Here is a 22,046-nt window from a genome sequence, read left to right as displayed (position 1 = left end):
ACGCGCGCTGAGGAGGATCGAGTGACCGTCCCCGGGCTGAGCGCGCTCGTCACCTTAGGTGTGGCGGCGACCGGTCACGTGCTGCGCTGGAGTCCGGCGGCGGCCGAGCTGTTCGGCCGGACCGACGCCGAGGTGCGCGGGCGCGACCTGTGCGACGCGGTCCTCGGCGGCGAGCATCGCGAGGCGTTCGACGCCGCCGTCACACGCGCCGCCGCGGGAACGGCCTCCGTGGGCTCACTGCCCGTACGGCTCCCCGGCGGAACCGTCGTCCCGGTGGAGTTCCGCTGGGAGCCGGTGATCGAGCCCACCGGCGAGGTCAGCGTCGGGATCAGCGCGCTGCCGCACCGGGACGCCCCGCCCGAGGACCCGGACCAGGCGGTGCTCGGCATCGGCGCGACCCTGGACCTGCGGCAGACCGCCCGCGAGCTCGCCGACGTCCTCGTGTCCCGCCTCTGCTACGGGGCCGGCGTCTACCTCCTCGAACGCCTCCTGGTCGACGACCACCTTCCGTCGTACGAGGACAGCGAGGCCCGTGTCGTCGTACGCCGGATGGCGCTGCGCGTCTCCGACGTGACGCAGCTCGAGTGGTCCTCGGCGTTCCCCGCCGACGAGGTGATCGCCTTCCCGGCCGACACGCCGGTCGTCCGCAGCATGACCAACGGCCGCCCGATCGTCTTCACCGCGCTCGACAGCACGACGTTCGGCCGGTTCAAGAACCGGCTGTCGATCCGGCCGCGCATCAACGAGGCACTGCACTACGACAGCTTCCTGGCCGTCCCGCTCATCGCGCGCGGCAACGTCCTCGGCTTCGCCGTCCTCGCCCGCCGGTCCGGCGACCGGCCGTTCGGCACCGCCGAGGGCAGGCTCGCCCGCCGGCTCGCCGACCACGCCGCCGTCTGCATGGACAACGGCCGCTTGTACGACCGCGAACGCCGCACGTCCAAGACGCTCCAGCGCAGCCTGCTGCCGGTGGCGCTCAAGACGCCGCCGGGAATGCGGATCGCCCACCGCTACCTGCCCGCCGGGCAGACCAGCCGGATCGGCGGCGACTGGTACGACGCGATCCCGCTGCCCGGCGGAAAGGTCGGGCTCGTCGTCGGCGACGCCATGGGCCACGGCACCGCCGCCGCGCTCGTCATGGGCCAGCTCCGTACGGCCGTGCGCATCCTGGCCCGCCTCGGCCTGCCCCCGGCCGACCTCCTGGGCCACCTGGACGAGATCGCCCAGGAGCTGACGACGGCGCAGTTCGCGACCTGCGTGTACGCCCTCTGCGACCCGGGCCGCCGCGTCCTCACGATCGCCCGGGCGGGTCACGTGCCGCCGGTCCTCGCGGCTGCCGACGGCTCGTCCCGGATCCTCGACCTGCCCCCGGGCCTGCCGCTGGGCGTGGGAGAGGCCAGCTACGAGGCGCTCGAACTGCGGGTGCCGGAGGACAGCACCCTGATCCTCTGCACGGACGGCCTGATCGAGAGCCGCACGCGCGACATGGACGCGGGACTGGCGGAACTCCGCTCCCTCCTGCCCGGCGCGTCCCCCGACCTCGAGAGCACCTGCGACACCATCGTCAAGCACCTGCACAACGGCGACAGCGCCGACGACGCCACCCTCCTCCTCGCCCGCCTGGAGCCGTGACCCGCAGCCCGGCGCAGGGCTGATCGACTCCCGGACGGTGAAGGGGCGCCGACACCGCCGGGCGCGCGTGCCGCGGTCAGAAGGTGGCGATCGGGTTGACCGGGCTGCCGGACGTACCGGCGAAGCGGACCGGCGCGACCGCGAGCTGGAAGTCCCACTGGCCGAGCTCGGCAGCCGTCGTCGCGCACGCCTCCAGGTGGCAGTTGTCGAGCAGCCACAGACCCATCGCGACGAGGCTCACGGCGTGAACCGGCATCAACACGAGCTCGTCGTCGCCCCACCATCCGTTCGTCGCCGGTGCCCTAGGGGTACCGGCCGCGTGGTGCCACCCGCCCAGAGTCGATCACACGGCGGGTGAGTCGGCGGCGTCCGGAACGACGGCCGTGCTGTCCGCCGCTCGGCGTCGCACCAAGAGGCACGAGACGACACCGACCGAGATCACGGCGATGGGCAGCGCCAGGGTCGGCCGCATCGCGTGGACGAAGCCGTGCTCGAACACCGACGCGGCCAGCTGGTGAATGTGCCGGGCGAGACTCGCCGGCGTTCCCGGCGCCGGCTTCAGCACCACGCCGGTCTGCCCGGCGCCGACTTCCAGACCTGCCTTCCCCGCATCGTCGAAGCCGGCCACGAACCGGCCGCGGACGCCCGCCGGAAGGCCGGCTCCCCGCTTGGCCGCCTCGGCGTGAAGTGAGGCGGCGAGACGGTTCTGCAGCACCGCGCCGACCGCGGCGCTGCCGGAGATCGTGCCGATCTGCCGGATCGTGTTCAGCACGCCGGAAGCGGCTCCGGCCATCGCGGGCTCCACGTTGCGCATCGCGACCGTGACCATCGGGCCGAACACACAGCCGATGCCGAACCCGGCCACGATGAGGGCGGGCTGGAACTCCCACCACGCGCGGCCGACGCCGGTGACCAGGGCGAGCCAGGCCATGCCGACCGCGAACAGGCTCAGGCCGGTCATCAGGATGTACTTGCCGCCGATCCGGTCCGACATGCGGCCCGCGACCGGCGACAGGAACGCCGACACCACCATCGACGGCGCCATCACCAGACCGGCATTGAGCGCACTGAAGTGCAGCACCGACTGCAGATAGATCATCACCGGCAGGAACAGCCCGATCATCCCGACCTGGACGGTCGCGGACACGAAACTCATGACCGCGTAACCGCGGTCGCGGAAGAGTGCGAAGGGCAGCAGCGGTTCGTCATCCTGCCGGGTGCCCTGGTAGATCAGGAACACCACCAGCAACAGCGCGGCACCGCCCAGCAGCGCCCATATACCGGCGTTCCAGTCGTACCGCTGGCCCTCGGTAAGCCCGAAGGTCAGGCAGAACAGTGTCGCCGTGGCGAGCGCGACGCCCGGCACGTCCAGCTTGTGGCGGACGCCGCGCCGGACGTCGGGCACGAGCACGACGGCCATCGCGAGCACGACCGCGCCGATCGGAACGTTCACGAAGAAGATCCAGCGCCAGCCGACCGCGCTGACGAGGAACCCGCCGAGTGTGGGTCCCGCGATCGTGGCCACGCCCGCGACCGCGCCCCAGACGCCGAGTGCGGTGCCGCGGCGCTCGGCCGGGAACGTGCCGATGATGATCGTCATGGTCTGCGGCACCAGCGCCGCGGCACCCAGTCCCTGCGCGACACGGGCGGCGATGAGCTGGGCCGGATCCTGCGCCAGGCCACACAGCACGGACGCGACCGTGAACAGCGTGACGCCTCCGATGAACATGGTGCGCGGCCCGCGCACGTCGCCCAGCCGTCCGGAGGTGATCAGCAGAGCGGCGAGAACGAGGATGTAGGCGTTGATCACCCACAGCATCTCGTCGAGCGACGCGTGCAGCTTATCGATCATGCTGGGGATGGCGACGTTGACGACCGTGATGTCCAGCAGCGTCATGAAGAATCCCAGGCTGAGGGTCAGCAGCACAGCCCAGGGGTCGCCGCGCCATCTGTTCATCCGTATCCCTCCGTAGGTCATGGCCACCGCGGTCGCCGGCGGTCCGGGCCGGCCGGTTCCGATCGGCTCGCCCGGACCGCCGGCATGTGTCAGTGCTCGGCGGGGGCTTGCAGGCTCCAGACGCGCCCGTCGGGGTCGCGAACGGTCATCTCCCGGGTGCCGTAATGGGTGTCCTCGAACGGGGTCACCACCTCGACGGCGGGATCGTGACGGAATTCGTCCGCATCGGACACCTTCAGCGCGACCTGCATCTGGGGCTCTCGATCCTCGGGGATCTCAGCGACCACGAGATAAGGACCCTCGCCGTTGCGGAACACACCGGAGCCGTCGCCGGCGGAGATTTCCAGTTCGAAGCCCAGTGCCTGGAAGAACCTCGCGGTCTTCCCCCAGTTGCGGGTCTCCAGGAACACCGCGTCGAGCCCTTCGGTCGCCATGTCATGACTCCTTTTCGGAAGACTGCTGTCGCTGTCCGTGAGTGTCGTCGAGGTAGGCGCGCAGCGCGTCGGCGACCAGCGCCGACAGGGACGTGCCCGCCTCGATCGCGTGATGCTTGACCTGCCTGATCAGTCCGATCGGCAGGTACACATTGAACTGCTTGACCTCCTCGTGACCCATGATGTCGAGGCTAACATGCTAGCAAGCTAGGCCATCAATCCAGCATTCTCTTCATCATCGACGGAACGCTCGAGCTGCTCGTCGGATCGGAGATCATCACTGCGAACCCGGGCGATTTCCTGGTCGTTCCAGCGAGTTGCGACCACGCCTTCCGCGCCACCCCGCTCAGCACCGCCGATGCCCTGATTGTGATCACCCCTGGCGTCGAGCGGTTCGACTACCTTCGCCAGGTCGCCCGTATTCGCCGGGGGGAGGCCGGCCGCGACAGCCTGCTCGCCGAACAGGATCGCTACGACACGCACTTCGTCGCCAGCCCTGTCTGGTGAGGCGGTGAGCATCCGGAATCCGTCCGAGGCTCAGGTGCCGGCGGCGCGGGTGAAGCGGGTGCCCCATTCGCGGATGAGGTCGGTCAGTTCCGGCGGATCGACCAGCTCGAACTCGGCGCCCGCCATGCCCAGGACCAGGGCCGGCCAGGTGAGGGAGTCGGCGGTCATCCGGAGACGGCAGCGGTCGTCGCCGTCCTCCTCGATCGTCGTCCACTGGCCCACCTGGACGCGGACGCTCGCCGCCGGCGCGTGCACGATCGCCTCGATCGCAAAGGGCGTGGGGATGGCATCGATGCCGGCGCGGACGAACGCCACGGGGTCGCCGCCCGGCAGTTCGCGCGGGCGGAAGCGTTCGCTCGTGCCCTCCGGGCGCTCCAGCCGGTCGAGCCGGAAGCTGCGCCAGTCGTGCCGGGTCAGATCGTACGCCACCAGGTACCAGCGGCGGCCGAGCGAGACCAGCCGGTGCGGCTCGACGAAGCGGGCGGTCCGCTCGCGGCGGTGCGCCGTGTAGGAGAACCGCAGGCGTACCTCGTCGCGGCACGCCTGGGCCACCGTGGTCAGCACCTCCGAGTCGACGGTCGGGCCGGTGGCCCACACGGCGGGCACCGTGGCGGTCCGCAGCGCGTCCACACGCCGGCGCAGCCGGGGCGGCATGACCTGGACGACCTTGGTGAGCGCACGGATCGAGGCCTCCTCGATGCCCGCCACCGCGCCCTGGGCGGCGGCGCGCAGGCCGATGGCGAGCGCGACCGCCTCCTCGTCGTCGACCACGAGCGGGGGCAGCGCGGCGCCCGGCGCGAGCTGGTAACCGCCGTCGACGCCCCGCTGGGCCTCCACCGGGTAGCCGAGCTCGCGCAGCCGGTCGACGTCGCGGCGCAGGGTGCGCACGGAGACGCCCAGGCGTCCGGCGAGCTCGGCGCCCGGCCAATACCGGTGGGTCTGCAGCAGGGAGAGCAACCGCAGGGTCCGTGAGCTCGTGTTCGCCATGCACTCATCATGCACGGGCCAGCGGTCAGGAACCGGCCGCTATTCGGCTCAGGACGGCATCGGGATGCCGACGTCGAGGGACGTGCCGCCGCCGGCCGGGCTGATCACCTCGATCGTTCCGCCGAGCGACTCGATGCGGTCCTTCAGCCCGGCCAGACCGGAACCGCGGGCGGGATCGGCCCCGCCGATGCCGTTGTCGTCGACCCGTAGCCTCAGCGTCCCGTGCTCCAGCGTCAGCGCGATGTGGGCGACGGCCGCGTGGGAGTACTTCGCCACGTTCGTGAGCGCCTCGGACACCGTGTAGTAGATCGCGACCTGGATGTGGTCGGGCAGCGGCCGGTCGACGCGCATGTCGAGCCGGGCCGGCACCTCCGACCGCTCGCTCAGCGCCTCGAGGGCCCGCCGCAGGCCGCTGCGTGACAGGGCCGTCGGATGCAGCCCGTGGGAGATCTCCCTCAGGTCGTCCAGCACGCTGTCCACGCCCTGGACCGTCCTGGCCAGCTGGGCTCTCAGCTGTTCGTGTTCCGGCGCGATGAGGGCCTGGGTGTGCCGCAGCTCCTCCCCGAGGGCGGTCAGGCGTCGTTGCGGCCCGGTGTTCAGGCTGCGCTCGATGCGGCGACGGGCCTCGTCAGTGGCGGCGACGATCCGCGCCGAGGAGGCCAGGAGCTCGTTGCGGTTCTCGGCATTGGCGATCGCGGTGGCGAGGAGCTCGACGAACCTCATGAGGCGATCCTCGGTGTGCTCCGGCGGCGGCCGGTCGCTGCGCGAGAACACCGCGATCATGCCCCACAGGTGCCCGCCGACCGTGATCGGGCAGCCCACGACGTACCGGATCCCGTGGAGGCGCGACCAGACGCCGATCGTGCTCGTGGCCGTGTCGGTGTTCATCCGCGCCGGCCTGCCCGTCCGGACGATCCGCGCGGCGACGCTCTCCTCCTCGACCGGCCAGCGGCCGTTCACCGGCGGCAGGATGTTCGCCGCGCCGGAGGCGGTCCAGTAGCCGACGGACGTGGCGATGAGCGCGGGATCGAAGCGGTTGATCACCGCGTACTGCATGTCCTGGACGCGGCCCAGCTCGCTGGCGACCGCGGTGAAGATCTCCGCCGGTGACACGCCACGGGCGATGAGCGTCGCGATCCGGCGGAGCGCGCCCTGTTCCGCCACGACCCTGCGGAGCTGCCGCCGGTCCGCCTCCAGCGATCCCGCCATCACGTTGAACGTGCGTTCGAGCACGCCGACGTCGTTGTGCGACACCTCGGGGATCCGTACCGACAGGTCGCCGCCGGCCAGGTCGCCGGCGATGGCCGCGGTACGCCGCACCGGGCGCAGGATGGCGCGTGTCAGGTACCCGGAGAACAGCAGGAGGAGCAGGAGCGCACCGCACGCTCCGGCCGCCGCGATGGCCGTGGCCCGGGCCGCGTCGGTGCTGGACCGGTCCTCGTGCGTCTGGACCAGCGTCCGCTGCGCGGTCATGAATCGGTCCAACTCGTCGCGCAGGGGCTGGAGGCGCTGCTCGCTCTCGGCAATCGTGGCGAGTGCCCGTGCCGACGCGGGCTGCTGCCGGATCGCCGCCAGCAGCGGAATCGAGTAGTCCCGCACGTACGCCTCGGCGTCGCTCACGATCCGGCGGGCCTGCCCGGCCTGAGCCGGATCGCTCCGCGCGGTGAGCCGCTCCAGCCGCCGGCCCTCCTCGACGGCCTGGCCCTGGGCGTCGGTGACCGGCGCCAGCAGGCGCCGGTCACCGGTGATGATGAACCCGCGTACGTCGGTCTCCAGGTCGGTCACCAGCCGCTCCAGCCGGTTCGCCGAGGACAGGACGGTCTTGGACCGGTTCGCGAGAGCGGCGGAGTCGCGCAGGTCCATGATCACCGAGAACAGCAGGGCGTACGCCCCGATCGCGAGCAGCATGACGACCGCGCTCGCGACGACGATACGGCGAGTGAGTCCTGGCCGCGGACCTGACGCCGGCCGGACGCGGCACAGCGCCCGTGCGCCCACTGGTCATCCCCCCGAACAGCCTGTGACGGCGCGTCCCTGCCTGTCACTCTACGGCGGAGAACAGCCGGTTGACGACCGCCGTGGCCTCCCGCTCAACACGCTGACCAGGCGTTTCTCTGGCACCACTCTCAGTGCCGGAGGCGGCTCACGAGAGTCTGGAAGCCCTCCCGCCGGTACCACGCGATGATCGCGAACAGCACGCCGTACGACGCCGGCAGCAGCGCCCACGCGGGAGCGAGCACGAGCAGCTGGGTGAGCACCGCGCCGATCATGAGGCCGATGAGGCCGATCGCGGCGGGGGTGGCGAGCCGGGGGACGAGGAGGCCGATCGCGCCGGCGGCCTCGCAGGTGCCGGTGAGGTAGCGGAGCCACTGGCCCCAGCCGATCTGCCGGAAGGTCTCCACCGCGTCCCGCTGGCCGGCGAACTTGGGCGCGGCGGAGGCGATCAGCAGGAACGCCGCCAGCAGGATCTGGATCGTCCACACTGTGATGTTCACGGCCGTACGGCGGTCCGTCGTCGTGGCGGGCGTCGCGAGGGTCTGGGTGCTCATGTCGGTTCCTCTCGTCGGACGGCCGGAGATCGTGTCTCGACCCGGCCTCGTGCTGACGCGTCGAACGAGGGACGGCCGGATCGACACCTCGCCTAAGTTTTTTTCCGGGAAGTTTTTTCGAGCGAGGTGTCGATCCGGCCGCGGCCCGTTCGACGCGTAGGGGACGGACCGGGATCGGACCCGGCCCGAGACCGCTTCGACAAGGAGACAGGCGATGCGATTCCTGCTGATGACCAAGGGCGACGAGTCCTCCACCGGCAACCCCCCGGACGAGAAGCTGATGAGGGAGATGGGGCAGTTCATCGAGGAGATGACCAAGGCGGGCGTGCTGCTCGCGACCGGTGGGCTGGACCCGAACGGCATCCACATCAAGAGCTCCGGCGGCGACGTCACGGTCACCGACGGGCCGTTCGCCGAGGCCAAGGAGGCCGTCGTCGGGTTCGCCCTGATCGACGTCAGGTCGCGGGAGGAGGCGATCGAGCTCTCCAAGCGGTTCTGGTCGATCGTCGGCGACGGCGAGGGGGAGATCCGTCAGGTCTTCGGCCCCTGAACCGGCGGCCGGCGCCGCACTCGCCACCGGCCCGCTTGCGCCCCAGCCGGCGGAAATGCTCTGATCGGTCGCGTGACCGCTTCGGATGTCCATGATGTCCATCGCGCGATCGACGCGGTGTGGAGGCTCGAGTCGGCGCGGATCATCGCCGGCCTGATGCGGATCGTGCGCGACGTCGGCGTCGCCGAAGAGCTCGCGCAGGACGCGCTCGTCGTCGCCCTGGAGAAGTGGCCGGAGTCCGGTGTTCCCACCAACCCGGGCGCCTGGCTCATGGCCACCGCCAGGCACCGGGCGGTCGATCGGGTCCGTCGTGACATCCGCCTCGAGAGCAAGCAGGAGCAACTCGGTCACGAACTGCGGACCGAGCAGGCCTCCGCCGAGGACGAGGTCGACGCCGCGCTCGACGACGAGGTCGGCGACGACCTGCTGCGCCTGATGTTCATCTCCTGCCATCCGGTGCTGTCCACCGAGGCGCGCGTCGCGCTCACGCTCCGCCTGCTCGGCGGCCTGACGACCGACGAGATCGCCCGGGCGTTCCTCGTGCCGGAGCCGACCGTCGCCCAGCGGATCGTCCGCGCGAAACGGACTTTGGCCAGGAAACAGATCCCCTTCGAGGTCCCGCCGGCCGATGAGCGCGCCGCCCGGCTGTCGTCGGTGCTGGAGGTGCTGTACCTGATCTTCAACGAGGGGTACTCGGCCACCGCCGGAGACGACTGGATGCGCCCGGCGCTGTGCCAGGAGGCGCTGCGCCTGGGCCGGATCCTGGCCGAGCTGGCGCCGGACGAACCCGAGGTGCACGGCCTCGTCGCCCTCATGGAGATCCAGTCGTCCCGCGCGGCGGCCCGTACCGGCCCCGGCGGCGAGCCCGTCCCGCTCCTGGAGCAGAACCGCGGCCGCTGGGACCAGCTCCTGATCCGGCGGGGCTTCGCCGCGCTGCTCCGCGCCGAGAAGGCCGGCGCACCGCTCGGCCCGTACGTCGTGCAGGGCGCGATCGCCGCCTGCCACGCCCAGGCCCGGAGCGCGGAGGAGACCGACTGGGAGCGGATCGCGACGCTGTACGGGGCGCTCGCTCAGCTGACCCCCTCACCCGTCGTCGAGCTGAACCGCGCGGTCGCCCTCGGCATGGCGTTCGGCCCGGCTCGTGGGCTGGAGCACGCCGACCGGCTCGTCGGGGAGCCGGCGCTCGCCAAGTATCACCTGCTGCCGAGCGTGCGCGCCGACCTGCTGGCCCGGCTCGGCCGCTTCGCCGAGGCGCGTTCGGAGTACGAGCGCGCGGCCTCGCTCACACGGAACGCGCGGGAGCGCACCCTCCTGCTCGAACGCGCGGCCGCCTGCGCCCCGTAGGAGTGCGGCCCTCACCGCATCGGAAGGCAGACGGACAGCGTGGTGCCGCCGGCGGGCGGGCTCTTGATCTCCACCCGGCCCCCGAGGGCCTCGACGCGGTCCCGCAGGCCGATCAGCCCGGACCCGCGGCCGGGGTTCGCGCCGCCGATGCCGTCGTCGCTCACCGTCAGGTGCGCCTCCCGGTCGGTCGCGGTCAGCGTGATCCGCACGTACGAGGCGTGGGCGTGTTTGGCGGCGTTCGTCAGCGCCTCGGACACGACGTAGTAGATGGCCACCTCGACGCGTTCGGGCAGCTTCCGGTCGACCCGCAGGTCCGTCTCCACCGGGAGGGGCGAACGCCGGGCCAGCGCGGTGATGGCGGGGACGACGCCGCTCTTCGTCAGGATCGCCGGGTGAATGCCACGAGAGAGCTCCCGCAGCTCCTGCACGACGTCGGTCGTCTGGGTCACCAGCCCCGCCAGCCGGTGCCGGAGAGTCGTCTGGTCAGGCGGCACATCGTCCTCGGCCAGGCGCAGTTCGAGCCCGAGCGCCACCAGCCGCTGCTGTGTTCCGTCGTGCAGGTCGCGCTCGATGCGGCGGCGCGCGGCGTCCCCGGCCGCCGCGATGCGGGCCCGTGAGGCGATCAGCTCGTCGCGGTTCCGCTCGAGGGAGCGGGCCATGGTGTTCATCGAGTGTTCGAGGTGACCGATCTCCGCCTTCCCCGTCTCGCGCAGCCGTACGGTGAGATCGCCCCGCGCGACCGCGACGGCCATTCGCGAGACGCGCCGCACCGGCCGTACGACCTGGCGCGTCAGGTGGCCGCTGAAACCGGTGATCAGCAGGACCGACCCGGCCGTGCCGCAGACGGCGACGAGGACGGCTCGCCGGGCGGCGTCGTCGGAACGCGCGACCCGGTCCGCCGCGCGTTTCTGCTCGAACCTCACGAAGTCGTCGAAATCCGCCCGGATCGTGTCGACGCGGCGTTTCTCCTCCGCGATCCTGGCGGGCGTCGCCACGGCGGCCGGGTCCCGCCGCGCGTCGCGGATGAGCGGCTCGGAGTACTGCGTGAGGTACGCGCGCCCGTCCCGGGTGATCCTCTTGGCGCGTTCCTGCTGTGAGGGGTACCCGCCGGAGAGTTCGCGCAGCTGGGCGGCCTGAGGCTCGAACCGGGCCCGCGCGATCTTCCAGGGGCCCAGGAACGCCTCGTCGCGGGTGAGGAGGTAGCCGCGCTCCCCGGTCTCCAGGTCGACGACCACCCGTTCGAGGTCGTACGCGGCGGCGAGCGTGCGTTCGGAGTGACGGGCCAGCGTGGCGGTGTCCCGCATGCTGATGACCGCCATGATGAGATAGGTGAACACACCGCCAATGAGCAGCGACAACAGCGCGCTCGCCATCGCCAGACGGGCGGTGAGGCCCCACCGCCCGCCGAACCGCTGCCGCCGGGCTCCTGTCCTCATCTCTCCCCCGGCCGGTGAGGTGGCCGGCCCCACGAATGAACGTGGATATCGTCACTTTACGTGCACGGTGACGCGGCGCCGAGCGCGGGGAGGGTCAGGTGGTCTGGGCGATCGTCTGGGGCACGAAAAGGCGCATGGTGCGGACGAGCAGGGCCCCGAACGCGACCTGGAACGCCACCTGTCCCTGGAGGAGGAAACCGTGCTTGGGCAGCACGTACACCGCGCAGAAGACACCGCTGACGAACTGCGCCAGCAACAGCCCGGCTGTCCAGCCGTCACCGCCGCTCCAGCCGAGCAGCCGCAGGCCGAGCACCAGTTGCAGCACGAACAGGAAGGTGCCGGCCAGAGTGTGCACCCAGTCGAACACCAGGTTGGCGCTGTACGGGGTCAGCACGACGAGCACCGAGAAGACGGCGAGCCAGTTCGCCATGCGGCGCACGTAGACCGGTGCGGGCGCGAACGGCGCCGCCGAGCGCAGCGCCGTCCAGATGAAGTACCCGGGCCCGAGGATCGCGATCGCGTACGGCACCACGGTCTGCCGGAAGTTGCCGTAGTAGCTGATCCCGTCGTTGGCGCCGAGTCCGTCCGGCTTGAGCGCCACGCACATCAGCAGGCCGACATAGAGGACGGCCTGGCCCAGTATGAGGTTACCGACCACCTTGCGTGTCATGATCCCCGATCTCCCCGGAACTGCGCGCGGCGGGCTCCCGCCGACTCGGGTGGACCGCTGCAAACTGATCGCAGCACTGAGGTTATCCCCGGCGGACGAGTGCGACGCGACCGGCTGGCCGGTTTCGGCCCAGGTCAGCGCGGTGCGAGCCGTCGCCTGACGTGTCCGGGCGGTCACCGGGTGGCGGAGGCCACGAACATCGGGACCGCGACGAAGAGCCGGTCGGTCCGCGAGCGGTCGGTCTGCTCGGCCGCCCACGCCGCGGCCTGTTCCTCCGTGACCGCGCCGGCCGCGCGGGCGGCGCCGGCGAGCCCGGTCAGCAGGGGCAGCGCTCCCGCACCGGTGAGGACGGCGGTGCGCACCTCGACGGCGACGTCGGTGAATCCGGCGTCGAGCAGCAACGCCCGGTAACGGCGGGCGACGCGGGGACTCGGGATCGTTTCGGCCCGCGCGTGGACGATCGCCCGGGTGAGCGTGCCGTCCGCGGCGTCGACCACGAGCGTGTCCCAGTCCTGGCCGACGAGCGCGATCCGCCCGCCGGGGGCCAGCACCCGCCGGGCCTCGCGCACCGCGCGGACCGGGTCGCGGAGCTCGTGGTAGACCTTGTCCGCACGGTAGCCGTCCATCGTGCCGGCCTCGAACGGCAGGGTGTACGCGCCGGCCATCCGGAAGTCGGAGCCGGGCCAGCGCCGCCGCGCGATGCGGAGCATCGGCTCGGCGACGTCCACGCCGACCGCGTCGGCGCCGCTCTCGGTCATCTCCGCGACCGCCCGTCCCGCGCCACAGCCCACGTCCACCACACGCGCCCCCGTACGCAGGCCGAGCAGCCGGTACGAACGGTCGCGCAGCTCCGCCGCGCCGGGGAACGCGTCGGCCGCGTCCAGGCGCGCGACCAGCGCCTCGATCTCGTCTTGTGTCGACATGCGCGACATGCTGCGACTTAATGTCGGCATGAAGTCAACCGACGGCATGGGCATCGGCGCGGTCGCCGCGCGCTTCGGCCTGGCGACGCATGTGCTGCGTCACTGGGAGTCGGTGGGTCTGCTCAGCCCCGAGCGGGTGGGCGACCGGCGCCGGTACGGACCCGATGACCTGTACCGGGTGGCGGTCATCCTGCGCGCGAAGGAGGCCGGACTCGCGCTGGAGGACTTCCGGCGGTTCATCGCGGCCCGGGATCCGGCGGCTCGGCGGGCGACGCTGGAGCGGCACCACTCCGACCTCACCCGCCGCATCGCGCGGGCGCGGGCGTCGCTCGAAATGGTCGAGTCGGCGCTGGCCTGCACTCACGAGGATCTGACCGAGTGCCCGCATTTCCGGTCCGTCGTGACGCGCCGCGCCGAGGAAAAGGCGGCGTGCGGGCAGGGCGATATGAACGACGTCGTATGGCGCCGTTCTCTCGAATACTGAAAAGGACAGCACCGTATGGCGGTCGCCATTCAGGCGACCGCCATACGTGCCATTCATCAGGCGGGCAGAAGACTCATCCGGCGACGGTCGATGTCGACGACGTTGACGCGTACCCGGATGTCGGCGCCGACCTCCGGACGTGTCGTCCACTCGACGCTCGGCAGCAGCCCGTGGATGCCGTCCCCCACCTCGACGAACGCGCCGAACGGCACGACGCTCGCCACGCGTCCGTCCAGCGCGCCGCCCTCCGCGTGCCGGACGAGGAAGTCCTGCCAGGCGGACAGCGGGGCGGGTGTGTGCGGCTGACTCATGTGATCACCTCCCTTCTCCGCGCGACTCCGTTGGTCGAAGCGCGGAGAATCGGCGGGCCGCGGGCCCGCCGACCGGCGATCACGGCATGGCCGGCGAGCTTTCTCGGTCGTGGCCCAAGGCCGATCCGGCAATCACGTGAATTACGTTAGCAGGAGATTCTGCCGTCTGCCAGTTTTGTTTCTCATAAATGCGTTAGTCGGTGATGTCCTTCGCGCCGGTGAGCTCCAGGCTGTGCCGCTACAACCGTCGCGGCTGGTGCTCCGCTCCCGTCCCTCCGGCAGGCCCGAGCCGATGCCCGCGTTGTCGACCAGCACGTCGAGTCGTCCGGTCGCCTCGCGGACCTCCCCGGCCGGCCGCCGTACCCGGGTCGGCTCGGCGTGGTGTGTGCGCGTCCGCTGTCGGCGCGCTGCCGGACCGGGGTGCCCTCAGTCGTGGTGCCCGCGTCCGTCCGGCTGCGGGCACCACCCCTGTCGGCCTCAGCAGGTCTTGTAGGTATATGCGCCCGAGACGTCGTATGCCTCACCGAGGTAACTCATTATGTAGGACGGAATGCAGGCATAGGTGAGCTGTCCGTTTTTGTGCACGACCCTAAGGCCTGCGTCGAATTGGGAGCAGTTATAGTAGTAGCTTCGCCCGTCCTCGATGAAGAAACCGCACGGGTACGGGCTCGCGGTACCCGCCTCCGCGGGAACCGCGGTCACCGTCGCCAGCGCACTACCGGCGGCGACCAGGACGGCCGCCAACATTGCCTTTTTCATCGCGGATGCTCCTTGTATCGGGGAGAATGCCCAAGCGTGCGACGAGACGTTAGCAGGAAAATCAATGGGCCGGGTGCGCTTGGCCGCCATAGCGCATCCACGATGTCCTGGCCTGCTGGGTTTACGATTGGCGCATAATGCACCGGCGGCGGCGGATCGCGTACCTGTGGCTCGGCGTGCCGGCGCGCTGCCGTTGCGTGGCCGGCCGCCGGACTGGGGGTGGCCAGCGCCGACGTGGTCGGCGCCCGTCGACCGCTCGCCGCCGCCAGCCCGTTCTCCACACCGAATGAGGGTGGCACCGCCGACGCTTCGAACACCTCCTCCGGCAAGGGCCTGAGTAACGGCTGTTCGACCGCGAAATGCTCTCCGGCCGTGCGGTGTCGTCTTCCACCCCGCCCTATTCATGAGTGCCCCCGATGTCCGGCCGGCAATAGAACGGATCGAAGAACGCCTCCTGGCCGCTGGAGGCGAACATGCGGTGGACGGTCTCACCCGCGTATGACATTCCTAACGCGAGCATCATCGCTTTTAGCTGCTTACCGGCCGGCCGGCCGACGACCATTCGACGGTATGCCGCTGTAACGCGACCTTCTCCGACTGTGACGCCACGGCACCCTCGCACCGCACTCCGTTTCCGGAAAGGCGCTAGTCGGTGATGCCTTTCGCGCCGGTGAGTTCCAGGCTGTGCCGCCAAAGCCGGGCGCGGGCGGCGGGGTCGTACGCCTGGGCGTCGGCCCGTGCCTCCCGGGTGCGGTCGAAGAAACGGCCGGTGGTCGTGGCCAGGCTCTCGTCGCTGACGAGCCGGTCCGTCGCCGCCACGCCCGTCTCCAGGCTGTCGGCGCTGTGGCCGATCTCCTCGAGCACCATCTTGGTCGGCATGTACGTCGCCGGGTGCAGGCTGTTGACCGTGACCTCCTCGGCCGGGAGGCGGCCGGCAAGCTCGAAACCGGACATGATCTGCGCGAGCTTGCTCTGTCCGTACGCCCGGCCGCCGCTGTAGCCGCGTTCGATCATCAGGTCGTCGAAGTCGATCGGGTGCTGGCCGAGGGAGGCGACGTTCACGATCCGGGCCGGCGCCGAACGCCGCAGCAGGGGGAGGAGCTCCAGGGTGAGCAGGAAGCCGGCGAGGTAGTTGACGGCGAAGCGCAGCTCGTACCCGTCGCGGCTGGTGCTCCGCTCCCGTCCCTCCGGCAGGCCCGAGCCGATGCCCGCGTTGCCGACCAGCACGTCGAGCCGTCCGGTCGCCTCGCGGACCTCCCCGGCCAGCCGCCGTACCTGGTCGAGCTCGGCGAGGTCGGCGCGCAGCGTGAGCGGGCGGCGTACGCCGTTGGTGTCGCGGATCTCGTCGGCCACGGTGTCGAGCCGGCTCTGGTCACGGCCGTGGAGCAGCACGGTGGCGCCGCGCGAGGCCAGGCGGCCGGCGAGCGCCCGGCCGAGCCCGTCCGTGGCGCCGGTGATGAGGATGGTCCGCTCGTCGGTCAACGCTGTCTCCTGGCGGTGAGTACGGTGATCAGCTCGTCGATGAGTGCTTGGTCGACGGGCCGGTGGGCGGCGAGGATCCGGTACCAGAGCATGCCGAACACCAGGTCGACCACGGTGTCGGGCGTCAGGCCGGGCGGCAGCTCACCACGGGCCTCGGCGCGCTCGACGATCACGCCGAGGGCGGCGCGCCGTTGCCGCAGGAACGTCTCGCGGAACCGCTCGCCGAACTCCGCGTTGATCTGCGCCTCGGCCATCAGTGCCCGCAGCAGCTGGACCACCTGCGGCCGGCTGCCGAGCGTGAACGTCGCGGCCAGGAAGGCCCGCAGGTCGGCCTCGTACGCGCCCTCGTCCGGGATCGGGATGTGCACGTCCGCCTTGGTGGCGAGCGCGTCGAGCAGCACGTCGGCCTTTGACGGCCACCAGCGGTAGATCGTCTGCTTGCCCGCGCCGGACCGGGCGGCGATCCCCTCGATGGTCAGGTTCGCGTAGCCGACCTCGGCGGTGAGCTCCGCCGCCGCCGCGAGGATCGCGCGGCGGCTCTCCTCGCTCCGTTTACGGCCGGGCCGGCCGGGTTGGGTGCTCATGAATCCATGCTAGCGTTATTTCGAGACGAGACGTTACGGTTCGAAATAGGAGATGTGATGAGCGATCACACCGCACTCGTCGTCGGCGGGACCTCGGGCATCGGGCTGGCGACCGCCCGCCGCCTGCGGGAACGCGGGGCCACCGTCCACGTGGCCGGGCGCGGGGCCGAGCGGCTCGCCGGCCTCGCGGCCACCGACCCGGAGATCGTCGGCCACCGCGCCGACGGCGGCGACCGCGACGCGATCGCGGCCGTCGTGGAGGAGATCGGCACGATCGACTGGCTCGTCGTCGCGCTCAGCGGTGGCGAGGGGGCAGGGCCCCTCGCGGACCTGGACCTCGGCGTGCTCCGCCGGGCCTTCGACGCGAAGTTCTGGGGTCAGCTGACGACGATCCAGGCCGCGCTGCCGCACCTGGCGCCCACCGGTTCGATCACGCTGGTCAGCGCGATCACGGCTCGTACGGGCATGCCGGGCACGGCCGGGCTCGCGGCGGTCAACGGCGCCGTCGAGGCGCTCGTCCGGCCGCTCGCCGCCGAGCTCGCCCCCATCCGGGTCAACGGCGTGTCGCCGGGCATCGTCGACACACCGTGGTGGAGCGGCCTGCCGGACGACGCGCGGCGCGACTACTTCGCCAACGCCGCCAGGGTGCTCCCGACGCGGCGGATCGCGACCGCGGACGACGTCGCGGAGGTCGTGGTCCTGGCCGCCGTGAACCCCAACATGACCGGCACGGTGATCGAGGCCGACGGCGGCGCCCGTCTGGTCACCCTGGCCTGAGCCGTCGAGCTCACCGATCGGGCGGGGACCAGCGGGGGTTCCGGCCGAGGAGCGCGACGACGGCGTCCATCGCCGAGCCGCCCGGATCCTCGGCGACGGGCCGGCGGTAGACGCCGCCGGGCCCGTTCAGGGGACTGTCCGGGGCGGTGTTGGCGCGTGCGAGCGGCAGGGCGGCGTCGGTCAGCCGTCCCGGTACGACGAGTGCGGTCCGCAGGGCGGCGGCCAGGTCCCAGCGGTGGACGAGCATGTCGACGAAGTGGATGCCGAGCACGCGGTCGGTCGGTGTCGGGCCCCTCCCGGGAAGGTCCAGGGTCGGGCCGGTCCTCTCGGCGGCGGCGAGCCAGCGCGCGGTGATGCGGGCGAAGTCCTCGCGCGGGTCGTCGCTCTCCGCGTCGAGGGGCGGCAGCACGGTCCGGTTCACGGCCTCGTGCCGTTCGTTCATGTGGCGGATCAGGTCCGCGACCGTCCAGCCCTCGCACGGCGTCGGGTTCGCCAGTGCCGAATCGGGGATGAGCGCCACGTCGTGGCCGAGCAGAGCGAGTGCGGTCGCGTCGAGGCGCAGCAGGCTTACGTCCACGGATCCACTTCCAGGGGTGTCGAAGATAGCGAACGGTCGTACGTTATCTGATTAGCGTACGCCCGTTCGCTATAGTCGGGGCATGTCTCCTCGGAGTTCGATGGCCGAAGCGGAACGGACCCGTACGCGGATCGTGCGGGCCGCGGTCGACGAGGCGTCCCGCCTGGGCCTGGAGGGGCTGACGGTCGGGTCCCTCGCGCGGCGGCTCGGCATGAGCAAGGCCGGGCTCGTCGGCCCCTTCGGTTCCCGAGAGCAGCTACTCGAAGCCGCCCTCGAACACTCCGGCAAGATCTTCTGGTCGGCCGTGATCGAGCCGCTGGCCGACCTGCCGCCGGGCCGGAGCCGCCTGGAGCGGCTGATCACGGCGTGGGTGGACTACCTGGCCGACTGCCCGTTCCCCGGCGGATGCTTCGTCACCGCCGCCTCATCCGAACTCGACGGACGCCCGGGCCCGCTGCGCGACCGCCTGCGAAGCACGGTCACCTCGTCCCGCGAACGCCTGGCCGCGGAGGTCGCCGCCGCCCAGGCCGAGCTGCCCGGCCCGCACCGGCCGCCGGAGGAGGTCGTGACGACGCTGATCGGCCTTTCGATGGCCGCCAACCAGGAGATCCAGCTGCTGGAGGACCCGTCGGCCCCGACCCGCGCCCGAGAGGCCATGCGCCACGCGGCCGGCCTCGACCGCTGATCTAAAACCACTCCGCCCCCTGCGCTTCGGGTTGTCCACAGCCCAGGGAAGCGCCGTGCCCCCACCGACCACGGTGCTTGACGATGGAACTGGGATGGGCCCCTCCACCCGATCCCAGGACGGCTTCGACTCCGGCGTGTTCGTTACTTGACCTGGTCGGCGGCCCATTCGGCCCACTCGCGGCGCATGGTGTTGAAGCGCAGGCCGTACTCCAGGGCGATCCGGCCGTACAGCGACAGGTCGCTCTCGTCCCATTCGACGGCGTTCTCCAGTTCCCGCAGGGCGTTCTCCTCCGTGGCGAAGCGCGTGGCCAGGTCCGCGAGGTAGGACTGGGCCTGTTCCCGGCTGACCACGCCCAGGAAGAACACCCGGAGCAGCACCTCGCTGCGCACGTTGCGCTGCGGCTCGGTCTCGGTCAGCCAGCGGCGCAGCTCGGCGAGGCCGTCGTCGGTCAGCGCGTACTGCTTGCGGCCCCGCGGGCCCTCGGCCGCGATGGTGATCAGGCCCGTGTCGGCGAGTTTGTTGAGCTCCGCGTAGATCTGGCTCTGCGTCGCCGGCCAGACGTTGGCCAGTGAGGTGTCGAACAGCTTCAGCAGGTCGTAGCCGCTCGCCGTGCGGTCGACGAGAAGTCCGAGCAGGGCGTGTCGAAGGCTCATGCGGCCACTCTACATTCCAACGTTGACATGTCGCGACTGGACCTTCTACTGTCGACATGTCAAAACAGGAACGTCTGCCGAGGAGCCCGCGATGACGTACGTCCGCACCTTCCTTCCCTGGATCGTCTACGCCGTGGTCCCCTCCGGCAGCTGGCGGTGGGGAGCGCTCGCCGCCCTCGTCGTCGCGCTCATCCTGATCGCCGGGCAGGTACGGGCCGGCCGGGGCGCCGATGCGATGATCATCGAGATCGGTTCCACGGTCTTCTTCGCCGTGCTCGCGGCCATCGCCTTCGCCGACCCGCACTCGGGCCTGCATCCTTACTCCGCCGCGCTCGCCAACGGGACGCTCGCGGTGATCGCGCTGGTCTCCCTCGCCGTACGGCGGCCGTTCACGCTCGGCATCGCCAAGCAGACGACGCCGCGTGAGTACTGGGAGCTGCCCGCCTTCGTCCGGGTCAACACGATCATCACGTCGGTGTGGACCGCCTCGTTCGTCGTGGCCGCCGTCGTGCTGGCCGCCGTCGCCCACGGCAACGTCGCCGCGACCGTCGCCGTCCAGATCGCCGCCCTCGTCGTCCCGATCGTCTTCACTCAGCGCTACGTCTCCCACGTCCGGGCCAGGGCGCGGCGCGCCTGACCGCCACAGCACCGAAGCAAGCAAGGAGAAGCCGATGCCCGCAGCGCACCTCGCCGGCAACTACGCCCCCGTCGCCGAAGAGCTCACCGCGTACGACCTGCCCGTCACCGGCCGAGTGCCGGACGCACTGAACGGCTGGTACCTCCGCAACGGGCCCAACCCGCACGACGCCGCCTCCGGCCACTGGTTCTTCGGCGACGGCATGATCCACGGCGTACGCCTCGGCGGGGGCCGCGCCACCTCGTACCGCAACCGCTGGGTCCGCACCAAGACCTTCACCGACGGCGCGCCGCTGCGTGACCGGGAGGGCCGCCTCGACCTGGCGGCCGGCGTCGCCAACACCCACGTCGTCCGGCACGCGGGCCGTACGCTCGCCCTGGTCGAGTCGTCCTTCCCGCACGAGCTGCACCTGTCCGGGACCGCGCCGCTGCCGCCGGGGATCTGCGACCTCGACACGGTCGGCCCGTACGACTTCGGCGGACGACTGACGACCGCGATGACCGCGCACCCGAAGACGTGCCCGGCGACCGGCGAGATGCACTTCTTCGGCTACGGCATCGAGGCGCCGTACCTCACCTATCACCGTGCGGACGCCGCCGGTGACCTGGTCGTCAGCCGGCCCGTCGACGTGCCCGGTCCGACGATGCTGCACGACTTCAACCTCACCGCCGGCCACGTCGTCTTCATGGACCTGCCCGTGGTGTTCGACCTGGAGCTGGCGCTCGCCGGCACCATGCCGTACCGCTGGGACGACGGGTACGGCGCCCGCCTGGGCGTCCTGCGCCGCGACGACCCGTACGGGACGGTGCGCTGGTTCGACCTCGACCCCTGCTACGTCTTCCACCCGCTCAACGCGCACGACGACGGTGACCGCATCGTCATCCACGTGATGCGCTACGCCGAGCTGTGGCGCGGCGGTCCGCGATCGGGCGGTGTGCCGGAGCGGGCCACGCTGTGGCGCTGGACCCTCGACCTGACCGCCGGCACGGTGCGCGAGGAGCAGATCGACGACCGTGCGGCGGAGTTCCCGCGCGTCGACGACCGTCTCGTCGGGCTGGACTCCCGGTTCGGGCACGTCACGGTCGGCGAGGGTCCGGAGGGCGGCGCGCTGCTCCGGTACGACCTGCGGACCGGGGCGGTCGCCGCGCACCGGTTCGCGCCGGGGCGCTTCCCGGCCGAGGCGTCCTTCGCCCCCGCCGACGACGTGCCGGGCGGTGCGGGCTGGCTGCTGACCTACGTGTACGACGCCGCGACCGACCGTAGCGACCTGGTCATCCTGGACGCCGACGACCTGGCCGCGCCGCCCGTGGCGAGCGTCCACCTGCCCGCCCGCGTCCCGTACGGCTTCCACGGCAACTGGCTCGCCGACACCTGAAGACCGCCATATGCCGGTATTCGGCGGGTTCGGGGCCGTACGGTGGCGTGTGTTCCTCGTACGGCCCCTGACAGCCGCCGCGGCTGATGGAGGTGGACATGGCGCAGCACATCTGCTCGCTGAAGTTCGACGCCGAACGGGACGGCGGACCGCTGCCCGTCGCGGCCGGCGATGACTACCACCTGGTGCCCTTCCCGTACGGATCGGCGGAGAACTACGACCCCGACAACATGCACGCCGAGACACGCGGCGGGACCCGTCACCCGTTTCCCTCCGACAAGGCCAGCGCGCTGATCTGGCCGGCCCACGAAGCGTGGGGGCGGCTGTACGCGATGATCCAGTGGGAGACCGCCTCGGGCGGCGCGGCCACCGAACTGCGCGACCAGTTCGCGCGCGATCCGCTGGGAAAGATCGACACCACCTGTACCGAGCACCGCAGGGCCTCGCCCGGCATGCAGTGCTTCGCCAAGTCCTGGGCCATCTTCGTCTCTCCCGACGTGCCGCTGGGCCTGCGCGTCGCCCACAACGCCTCCCGTTCGCTGGACGTCGTGTTGGCGGAGTTCAAGCTCGAGTACCAGGCCTGACCGGAGACTGTCGCACCCCCTCGTTACGGTGACCCGCGAACCGCTCGAACGGACGGCTGTGGAGGCACGCGTGCGGCACGCCGAGGTGGCCGAGGAGAGGCGCCCTCTCCCGGACGAGGAGACCTTTGAGATCCCTGGTTCTCCCG

General features: G+C 71.3%; 26 protein-coding genes. 10 read left to right on the top strand and 16 right to left on the bottom strand.

What is annotated here, in order from left to right; all coding sequences use genetic code 11:
* Positions 1-21: 21 nt before the first annotated feature.
* Positions 22-1,632: a SpoIIE family protein phosphatase gene (locus ACQEV1_RS44130; RefSeq protein ID WP_433402998.1), complete on the top strand. Its 1,611-nt coding sequence runs from the start codon at positions 22-24 to the stop codon at positions 1,630-1,632.
* Positions 1,633-1,708: 76 nt separating this feature from the next.
* Here the strand turns inward: ACQEV1_RS44130 and ACQEV1_RS44125 are convergent, their stop codons facing one another.
* The 4 genes from ACQEV1_RS44125 to ACQEV1_RS44110 all read right to left on the bottom strand — a co-directional run bounded on the left by ACQEV1_RS44125 (position 1,709) and on the right by ACQEV1_RS44110 (position 4,204).
* Positions 1,709-1,888: a hypothetical protein gene (locus ACQEV1_RS44125; protein WP_433402996.1), complete on the bottom strand. Its 180-nt coding sequence runs from the start codon at positions 1,886-1,888 to the stop codon at positions 1,709-1,711.
* A gap of 87 nt (positions 1,889-1,975) precedes the next feature.
* Positions 1,976-3,589: a DHA2 family efflux MFS transporter permease subunit gene (locus ACQEV1_RS44120; protein ID WP_433402993.1), complete on the bottom strand. Its 1,614-nt coding sequence runs from the start codon at positions 3,587-3,589 to the stop codon at positions 1,976-1,978.
* An 89-nt stretch (positions 3,590-3,678) separates the two neighbouring features.
* Positions 3,679-4,023 carry a VOC family protein gene (locus ACQEV1_RS44115; protein ID WP_285627081.1) on the bottom strand — a complete coding sequence of 115 codons (345 nt, stop codon included), beginning with the start codon at positions 4,021-4,023 and terminating at the stop codon, positions 3,679-3,681.
* A gap of 1 nt (position 4,024) precedes the next feature.
* Positions 4,025-4,204: a CopG family transcriptional regulator gene (locus ACQEV1_RS44110; protein ID WP_285627083.1), complete on the bottom strand. Its 180-nt coding sequence runs from the start codon at positions 4,202-4,204 to the stop codon at positions 4,025-4,027.
* 44 nt (positions 4,205-4,248) lie between these two features.
* On the opposite strand from ACQEV1_RS44110, the gene ACQEV1_RS44105 reads away from it, so the two are divergent.
* Positions 4,249-4,530 (top strand): cupin domain-containing protein, encoded by a 282-nt coding sequence (locus tag ACQEV1_RS44105; RefSeq protein WP_433406100.1) that lies wholly within the window; start codon positions 4,249-4,251, stop codon positions 4,528-4,530.
* Between the two features lie 30 nt (positions 4,531-4,560).
* Here the strand turns inward: ACQEV1_RS44105 and ACQEV1_RS44100 are convergent, their stop codons facing one another.
* The 3 genes from ACQEV1_RS44100 to ACQEV1_RS44090 all read right to left on the bottom strand — a co-directional run bounded on the left by ACQEV1_RS44100 (position 4,561) and on the right by ACQEV1_RS44090 (position 8,066).
* A complete protein-coding gene (locus ACQEV1_RS44100; protein ID WP_285627089.1) occupies positions 4,561-5,517 on the bottom strand; it encodes a helix-turn-helix transcriptional regulator in 957 nt (318 codons plus the stop codon).
* A 48-nt stretch (positions 5,518-5,565) separates the two neighbouring features.
* Positions 5,566-7,425, bottom strand: coding sequence for a CHASE3 domain-containing protein (locus tag ACQEV1_RS44095; protein WP_433402988.1), 1,860 nt, complete (start codon positions 7,423-7,425; stop codon positions 5,566-5,568).
* Positions 7,426-7,643: 218 nt separating this feature from the next.
* On the bottom strand, positions 7,644-8,066 hold the full coding sequence (locus ACQEV1_RS44090; protein ID WP_433402985.1) for a DoxX family protein: 423 nt from the start codon (positions 8,064-8,066) through the stop codon (positions 7,644-7,646).
* A gap of 214 nt (positions 8,067-8,280) precedes the next feature.
* On the opposite strand from ACQEV1_RS44090, the gene ACQEV1_RS44085 reads away from it, so the two are divergent.
* Together ACQEV1_RS44085 and ACQEV1_RS44080 are read left to right on the top strand one after the other, a co-directional pair.
* A complete protein-coding gene (locus ACQEV1_RS44085; RefSeq protein ID WP_285583652.1) occupies positions 8,281-8,616 on the top strand; it encodes a YciI family protein in 336 nt (111 codons plus the stop codon).
* A gap of 156 nt (positions 8,617-8,772) precedes the next feature.
* The gene (locus ACQEV1_RS44080; RefSeq protein ID WP_433406098.1) at positions 8,773-9,960 is read left to right on the top strand and encodes an RNA polymerase sigma factor; all 1,188 of its coding nucleotides are present in this window, start codon (positions 8,773-8,775) and stop codon (positions 9,958-9,960) included.
* 11 nt (positions 9,961-9,971) lie between these two features.
* On the opposite strand, the gene ACQEV1_RS44075 is transcribed toward ACQEV1_RS44080, so the two are convergent.
* From ACQEV1_RS44075 to ACQEV1_RS44065, 3 genes are all read right to left on the bottom strand, one after another.
* Entirely contained in the window at positions 9,972-11,396 is a 1,425-nt protein-coding gene (locus ACQEV1_RS44075; RefSeq protein WP_433402981.1) for a CHASE3 domain-containing protein, read from the bottom strand.
* Between the two features lie 94 nt (positions 11,397-11,490).
* The gene (locus tag ACQEV1_RS44070) at positions 11,491-12,066 is read right to left on the bottom strand and encodes a hypothetical protein (protein WP_433402979.1); all 576 of its coding nucleotides are present in this window, start codon (positions 12,064-12,066) and stop codon (positions 11,491-11,493) included.
* Between the two features lie 173 nt (positions 12,067-12,239).
* The gene (locus ACQEV1_RS44065) at positions 12,240-12,989 is read right to left on the bottom strand and encodes a methyltransferase domain-containing protein (protein WP_433402976.1); all 750 of its coding nucleotides are present in this window, start codon (positions 12,987-12,989) and stop codon (positions 12,240-12,242) included.
* Positions 12,990-13,017: 28 nt separating this feature from the next.
* Here ACQEV1_RS44065 and ACQEV1_RS44060 point away from each other — a divergent pair, with 28 nt between their 5' ends.
* Entirely contained in the window at positions 13,018-13,473 is a 456-nt protein-coding gene (locus ACQEV1_RS44060; RefSeq protein ID WP_433402973.1) for a MerR family transcriptional regulator, read from the top strand.
* A gap of 56 nt (positions 13,474-13,529) precedes the next feature.
* Here ACQEV1_RS44060 and ACQEV1_RS44055 read toward each other — a convergent pair whose 3' ends face one another.
* From ACQEV1_RS44055 to ACQEV1_RS44040, 4 genes are all read right to left on the bottom strand, one after another.
* Complete coding sequence (locus ACQEV1_RS44055; protein ID WP_433402971.1) at positions 13,530-13,784, bottom strand: S1 RNA-binding domain-containing protein; 255 nt, start codon at positions 13,782-13,784, stop codon at positions 13,530-13,532.
* Between the two features lie 477 nt (positions 13,785-14,261).
* Positions 14,262-14,543: a hypothetical protein gene (locus ACQEV1_RS44050; protein ID WP_285627109.1), complete on the bottom strand. Its 282-nt coding sequence runs from the start codon at positions 14,541-14,543 to the stop codon at positions 14,262-14,264.
* A 645-nt stretch (positions 14,544-15,188) separates the two neighbouring features.
* The gene (locus ACQEV1_RS44045; protein WP_433402968.1) at positions 15,189-16,025 is read right to left on the bottom strand and encodes an SDR family NAD(P)-dependent oxidoreductase; all 837 of its coding nucleotides are present in this window, start codon (positions 16,023-16,025) and stop codon (positions 15,189-15,191) included.
* Positions 16,022-16,609 carry a TetR/AcrR family transcriptional regulator gene (locus ACQEV1_RS44040; RefSeq protein WP_433402965.1) on the bottom strand — a complete coding sequence of 196 codons (588 nt, stop codon included), beginning with the start codon at positions 16,607-16,609 and terminating at the stop codon, positions 16,022-16,024. The genes ACQEV1_RS44045 and ACQEV1_RS44040 overlap by 4 nt, the downstream gene beginning before the upstream one ends.
* 57 nt (positions 16,610-16,666) lie before the next feature.
* Between ACQEV1_RS44040 and ACQEV1_RS44035 the strand changes: the two genes are divergently transcribed.
* Positions 16,667-17,386 carry an SDR family oxidoreductase gene (locus tag ACQEV1_RS44035; RefSeq protein ID WP_433402962.1) on the top strand — a complete coding sequence of 240 codons (720 nt, stop codon included), beginning with the start codon at positions 16,667-16,669 and terminating at the stop codon, positions 17,384-17,386.
* A gap of 10 nt (positions 17,387-17,396) precedes the next feature.
* Here ACQEV1_RS44035 and ACQEV1_RS44030 read toward each other — a convergent pair whose 3' ends face one another.
* Positions 17,397-17,963, bottom strand: coding sequence for a maleylpyruvate isomerase family mycothiol-dependent enzyme (locus ACQEV1_RS44030; protein ID WP_433402959.1), 567 nt, complete (start codon positions 17,961-17,963; stop codon positions 17,397-17,399).
* A gap of 82 nt (positions 17,964-18,045) precedes the next feature.
* Between ACQEV1_RS44030 and ACQEV1_RS44025 the strand changes: the two genes are divergently transcribed.
* Positions 18,046-18,648, top strand: a complete 603-nt coding sequence (locus tag ACQEV1_RS44025) for a TetR/AcrR family transcriptional regulator (RefSeq protein WP_433402956.1) — start codon at positions 18,046-18,048, stop codon at positions 18,646-18,648.
* 143 nt (positions 18,649-18,791) lie between these two features.
* Here ACQEV1_RS44025 and ACQEV1_RS44020 read toward each other — a convergent pair whose 3' ends face one another.
* Positions 18,792-19,304, bottom strand: a complete 513-nt coding sequence (locus ACQEV1_RS44020; RefSeq protein ID WP_285627127.1) for a PadR family transcriptional regulator — start codon at positions 19,302-19,304, stop codon at positions 18,792-18,794.
* Between the two features lie 91 nt (positions 19,305-19,395).
* On the opposite strand from ACQEV1_RS44020, the gene ACQEV1_RS44015 reads away from it, so the two are divergent.
* The 3 genes from ACQEV1_RS44015 (at position 19,396) to ACQEV1_RS44005 (ending at position 21,900) form a co-directional block, all read left to right on the top strand.
* Entirely contained in the window at positions 19,396-19,941 is a 546-nt protein-coding gene (locus ACQEV1_RS44015; protein ID WP_433402952.1) for a hypothetical protein, read from the top strand.
* 34 nt (positions 19,942-19,975) lie between these two features.
* Positions 19,976-21,316, top strand: a complete 1,341-nt coding sequence (locus tag ACQEV1_RS44010; protein ID WP_433402949.1) for a carotenoid oxygenase family protein — start codon at positions 19,976-19,978, stop codon at positions 21,314-21,316.
* A gap of 98 nt (positions 21,317-21,414) precedes the next feature.
* Positions 21,415-21,900, top strand: coding sequence for a hypothetical protein (locus ACQEV1_RS44005; protein WP_285627136.1), 486 nt, complete (start codon positions 21,415-21,417; stop codon positions 21,898-21,900).
* Positions 21,901-22,046 lie beyond the last annotated feature (146 nt).

This window comes from Actinoallomurus sp. CA-142502 (assembly GCF_050936355.1).
GTDB classification, from domain to species: domain Bacteria; phylum Actinomycetota; class Actinomycetes; order Streptosporangiales; family Streptosporangiaceae; genus Actinoallomurus; species Actinoallomurus iriomotensis.
This window is presented reverse-complemented; position numbering and strand designations above follow the sequence as displayed.

Excerpts from the sequence above, each read along its gene's own strand:
- ACQEV1_RS44125 (WP_433402996.1), bottom strand. The coding sequence starts at position 1,888 with ATGCCGGTTCACGCCGTGAGCCTCGTCGCGATGGGTCTGTGGCTGCTC.
- ACQEV1_RS44120 (WP_433402993.1), bottom strand. The coding sequence starts at position 3,589 with ATGAACAGATGGCGCGGCGACCCCTGGGCTGTGCTGCTGACCCTCAGC.
- ACQEV1_RS44115 (WP_285627081.1), bottom strand. The coding sequence starts at position 4,023 with ATGGCGACCGAAGGGCTCGACGCGGTGTTCCTGGAGACCCGCAACTGG.
- ACQEV1_RS44110 (WP_285627083.1), bottom strand. The coding sequence starts at position 4,204 with ATGGGTCACGAGGAGGTCAAGCAGTTCAATGTGTACCTGCCGATCGGA.
- ACQEV1_RS44100 (WP_285627089.1), bottom strand. The coding sequence starts at position 5,517 with ATGGCGAACACGAGCTCACGGACCCTGCGGTTGCTCTCCCTGCTGCAG.
- ACQEV1_RS44095 (WP_433402988.1), bottom strand. The coding sequence starts at position 7,425 with ATGCTGCTCGCGATCGGGGCGTACGCCCTGCTGTTCTCGGTGATCATG.
- ACQEV1_RS44090 (WP_433402985.1), bottom strand. The coding sequence starts at position 8,066 with ATGAGCACCCAGACCCTCGCGACGCCCGCCACGACGACGGACCGCCGT.
- ACQEV1_RS44085 (WP_285583652.1), top strand. The coding sequence starts at position 8,281 with ATGCGATTCCTGCTGATGACCAAGGGCGACGAGTCCTCCACCGGCAAC.
- ACQEV1_RS44080 (WP_433406098.1), top strand. The coding sequence starts at position 8,773 with ATGCGGATCGTGCGCGACGTCGGCGTCGCCGAAGAGCTCGCGCAGGAC.
- ACQEV1_RS44075 (WP_433402981.1), bottom strand. The coding sequence starts at position 11,396 with ATGAGGACAGGAGCCCGGCGGCAGCGGTTCGGCGGGCGGTGGGGCCTC.
- ACQEV1_RS44070 (WP_433402979.1), bottom strand. The coding sequence starts at position 12,066 with ATGACACGCAAGGTGGTCGGTAACCTCATACTGGGCCAGGCCGTCCTC.
- ACQEV1_RS44065 (WP_433402976.1), bottom strand. The coding sequence starts at position 12,989 with ATGTCGACACAAGACGAGATCGAGGCGCTGGTCGCGCGCCTGGACGCG.
- ACQEV1_RS44060 (WP_433402973.1), top strand. The coding sequence starts at position 13,018 with ATGAAGTCAACCGACGGCATGGGCATCGGCGCGGTCGCCGCGCGCTTC.
- ACQEV1_RS44055 (WP_433402971.1), bottom strand. The coding sequence starts at position 13,784 with ATGAGTCAGCCGCACACACCCGCCCCGCTGTCCGCCTGGCAGGACTTC.
- ACQEV1_RS44050 (WP_285627109.1), bottom strand. The coding sequence starts at position 14,543 with ATGAAAAAGGCAATGTTGGCGGCCGTCCTGGTCGCCGCCGGTAGTGCG.
- ACQEV1_RS44040 (WP_433402965.1), bottom strand. The coding sequence starts at position 16,609 with ATGAGCACCCAACCCGGCCGGCCCGGCCGTAAACGGAGCGAGGAGAGC.
- ACQEV1_RS44035 (WP_433402962.1), top strand. The coding sequence starts at position 16,667 with ATGAGCGATCACACCGCACTCGTCGTCGGCGGGACCTCGGGCATCGGG.
- ACQEV1_RS44025 (WP_433402956.1), top strand. The coding sequence starts at position 18,046 with ATGTCTCCTCGGAGTTCGATGGCCGAAGCGGAACGGACCCGTACGCGG.
- ACQEV1_RS44020 (WP_285627127.1), bottom strand. The coding sequence starts at position 19,304 with ATGAGCCTTCGACACGCCCTGCTCGGACTTCTCGTCGACCGCACGGCG.
- ACQEV1_RS44015 (WP_433402952.1), top strand. The coding sequence starts at position 19,396 with ATGACGTACGTCCGCACCTTCCTTCCCTGGATCGTCTACGCCGTGGTC.
- ACQEV1_RS44010 (WP_433402949.1), top strand. The coding sequence starts at position 19,976 with ATGCCCGCAGCGCACCTCGCCGGCAACTACGCCCCCGTCGCCGAAGAG.
- ACQEV1_RS44005 (WP_285627136.1), top strand. The coding sequence starts at position 21,415 with ATGGCGCAGCACATCTGCTCGCTGAAGTTCGACGCCGAACGGGACGGC.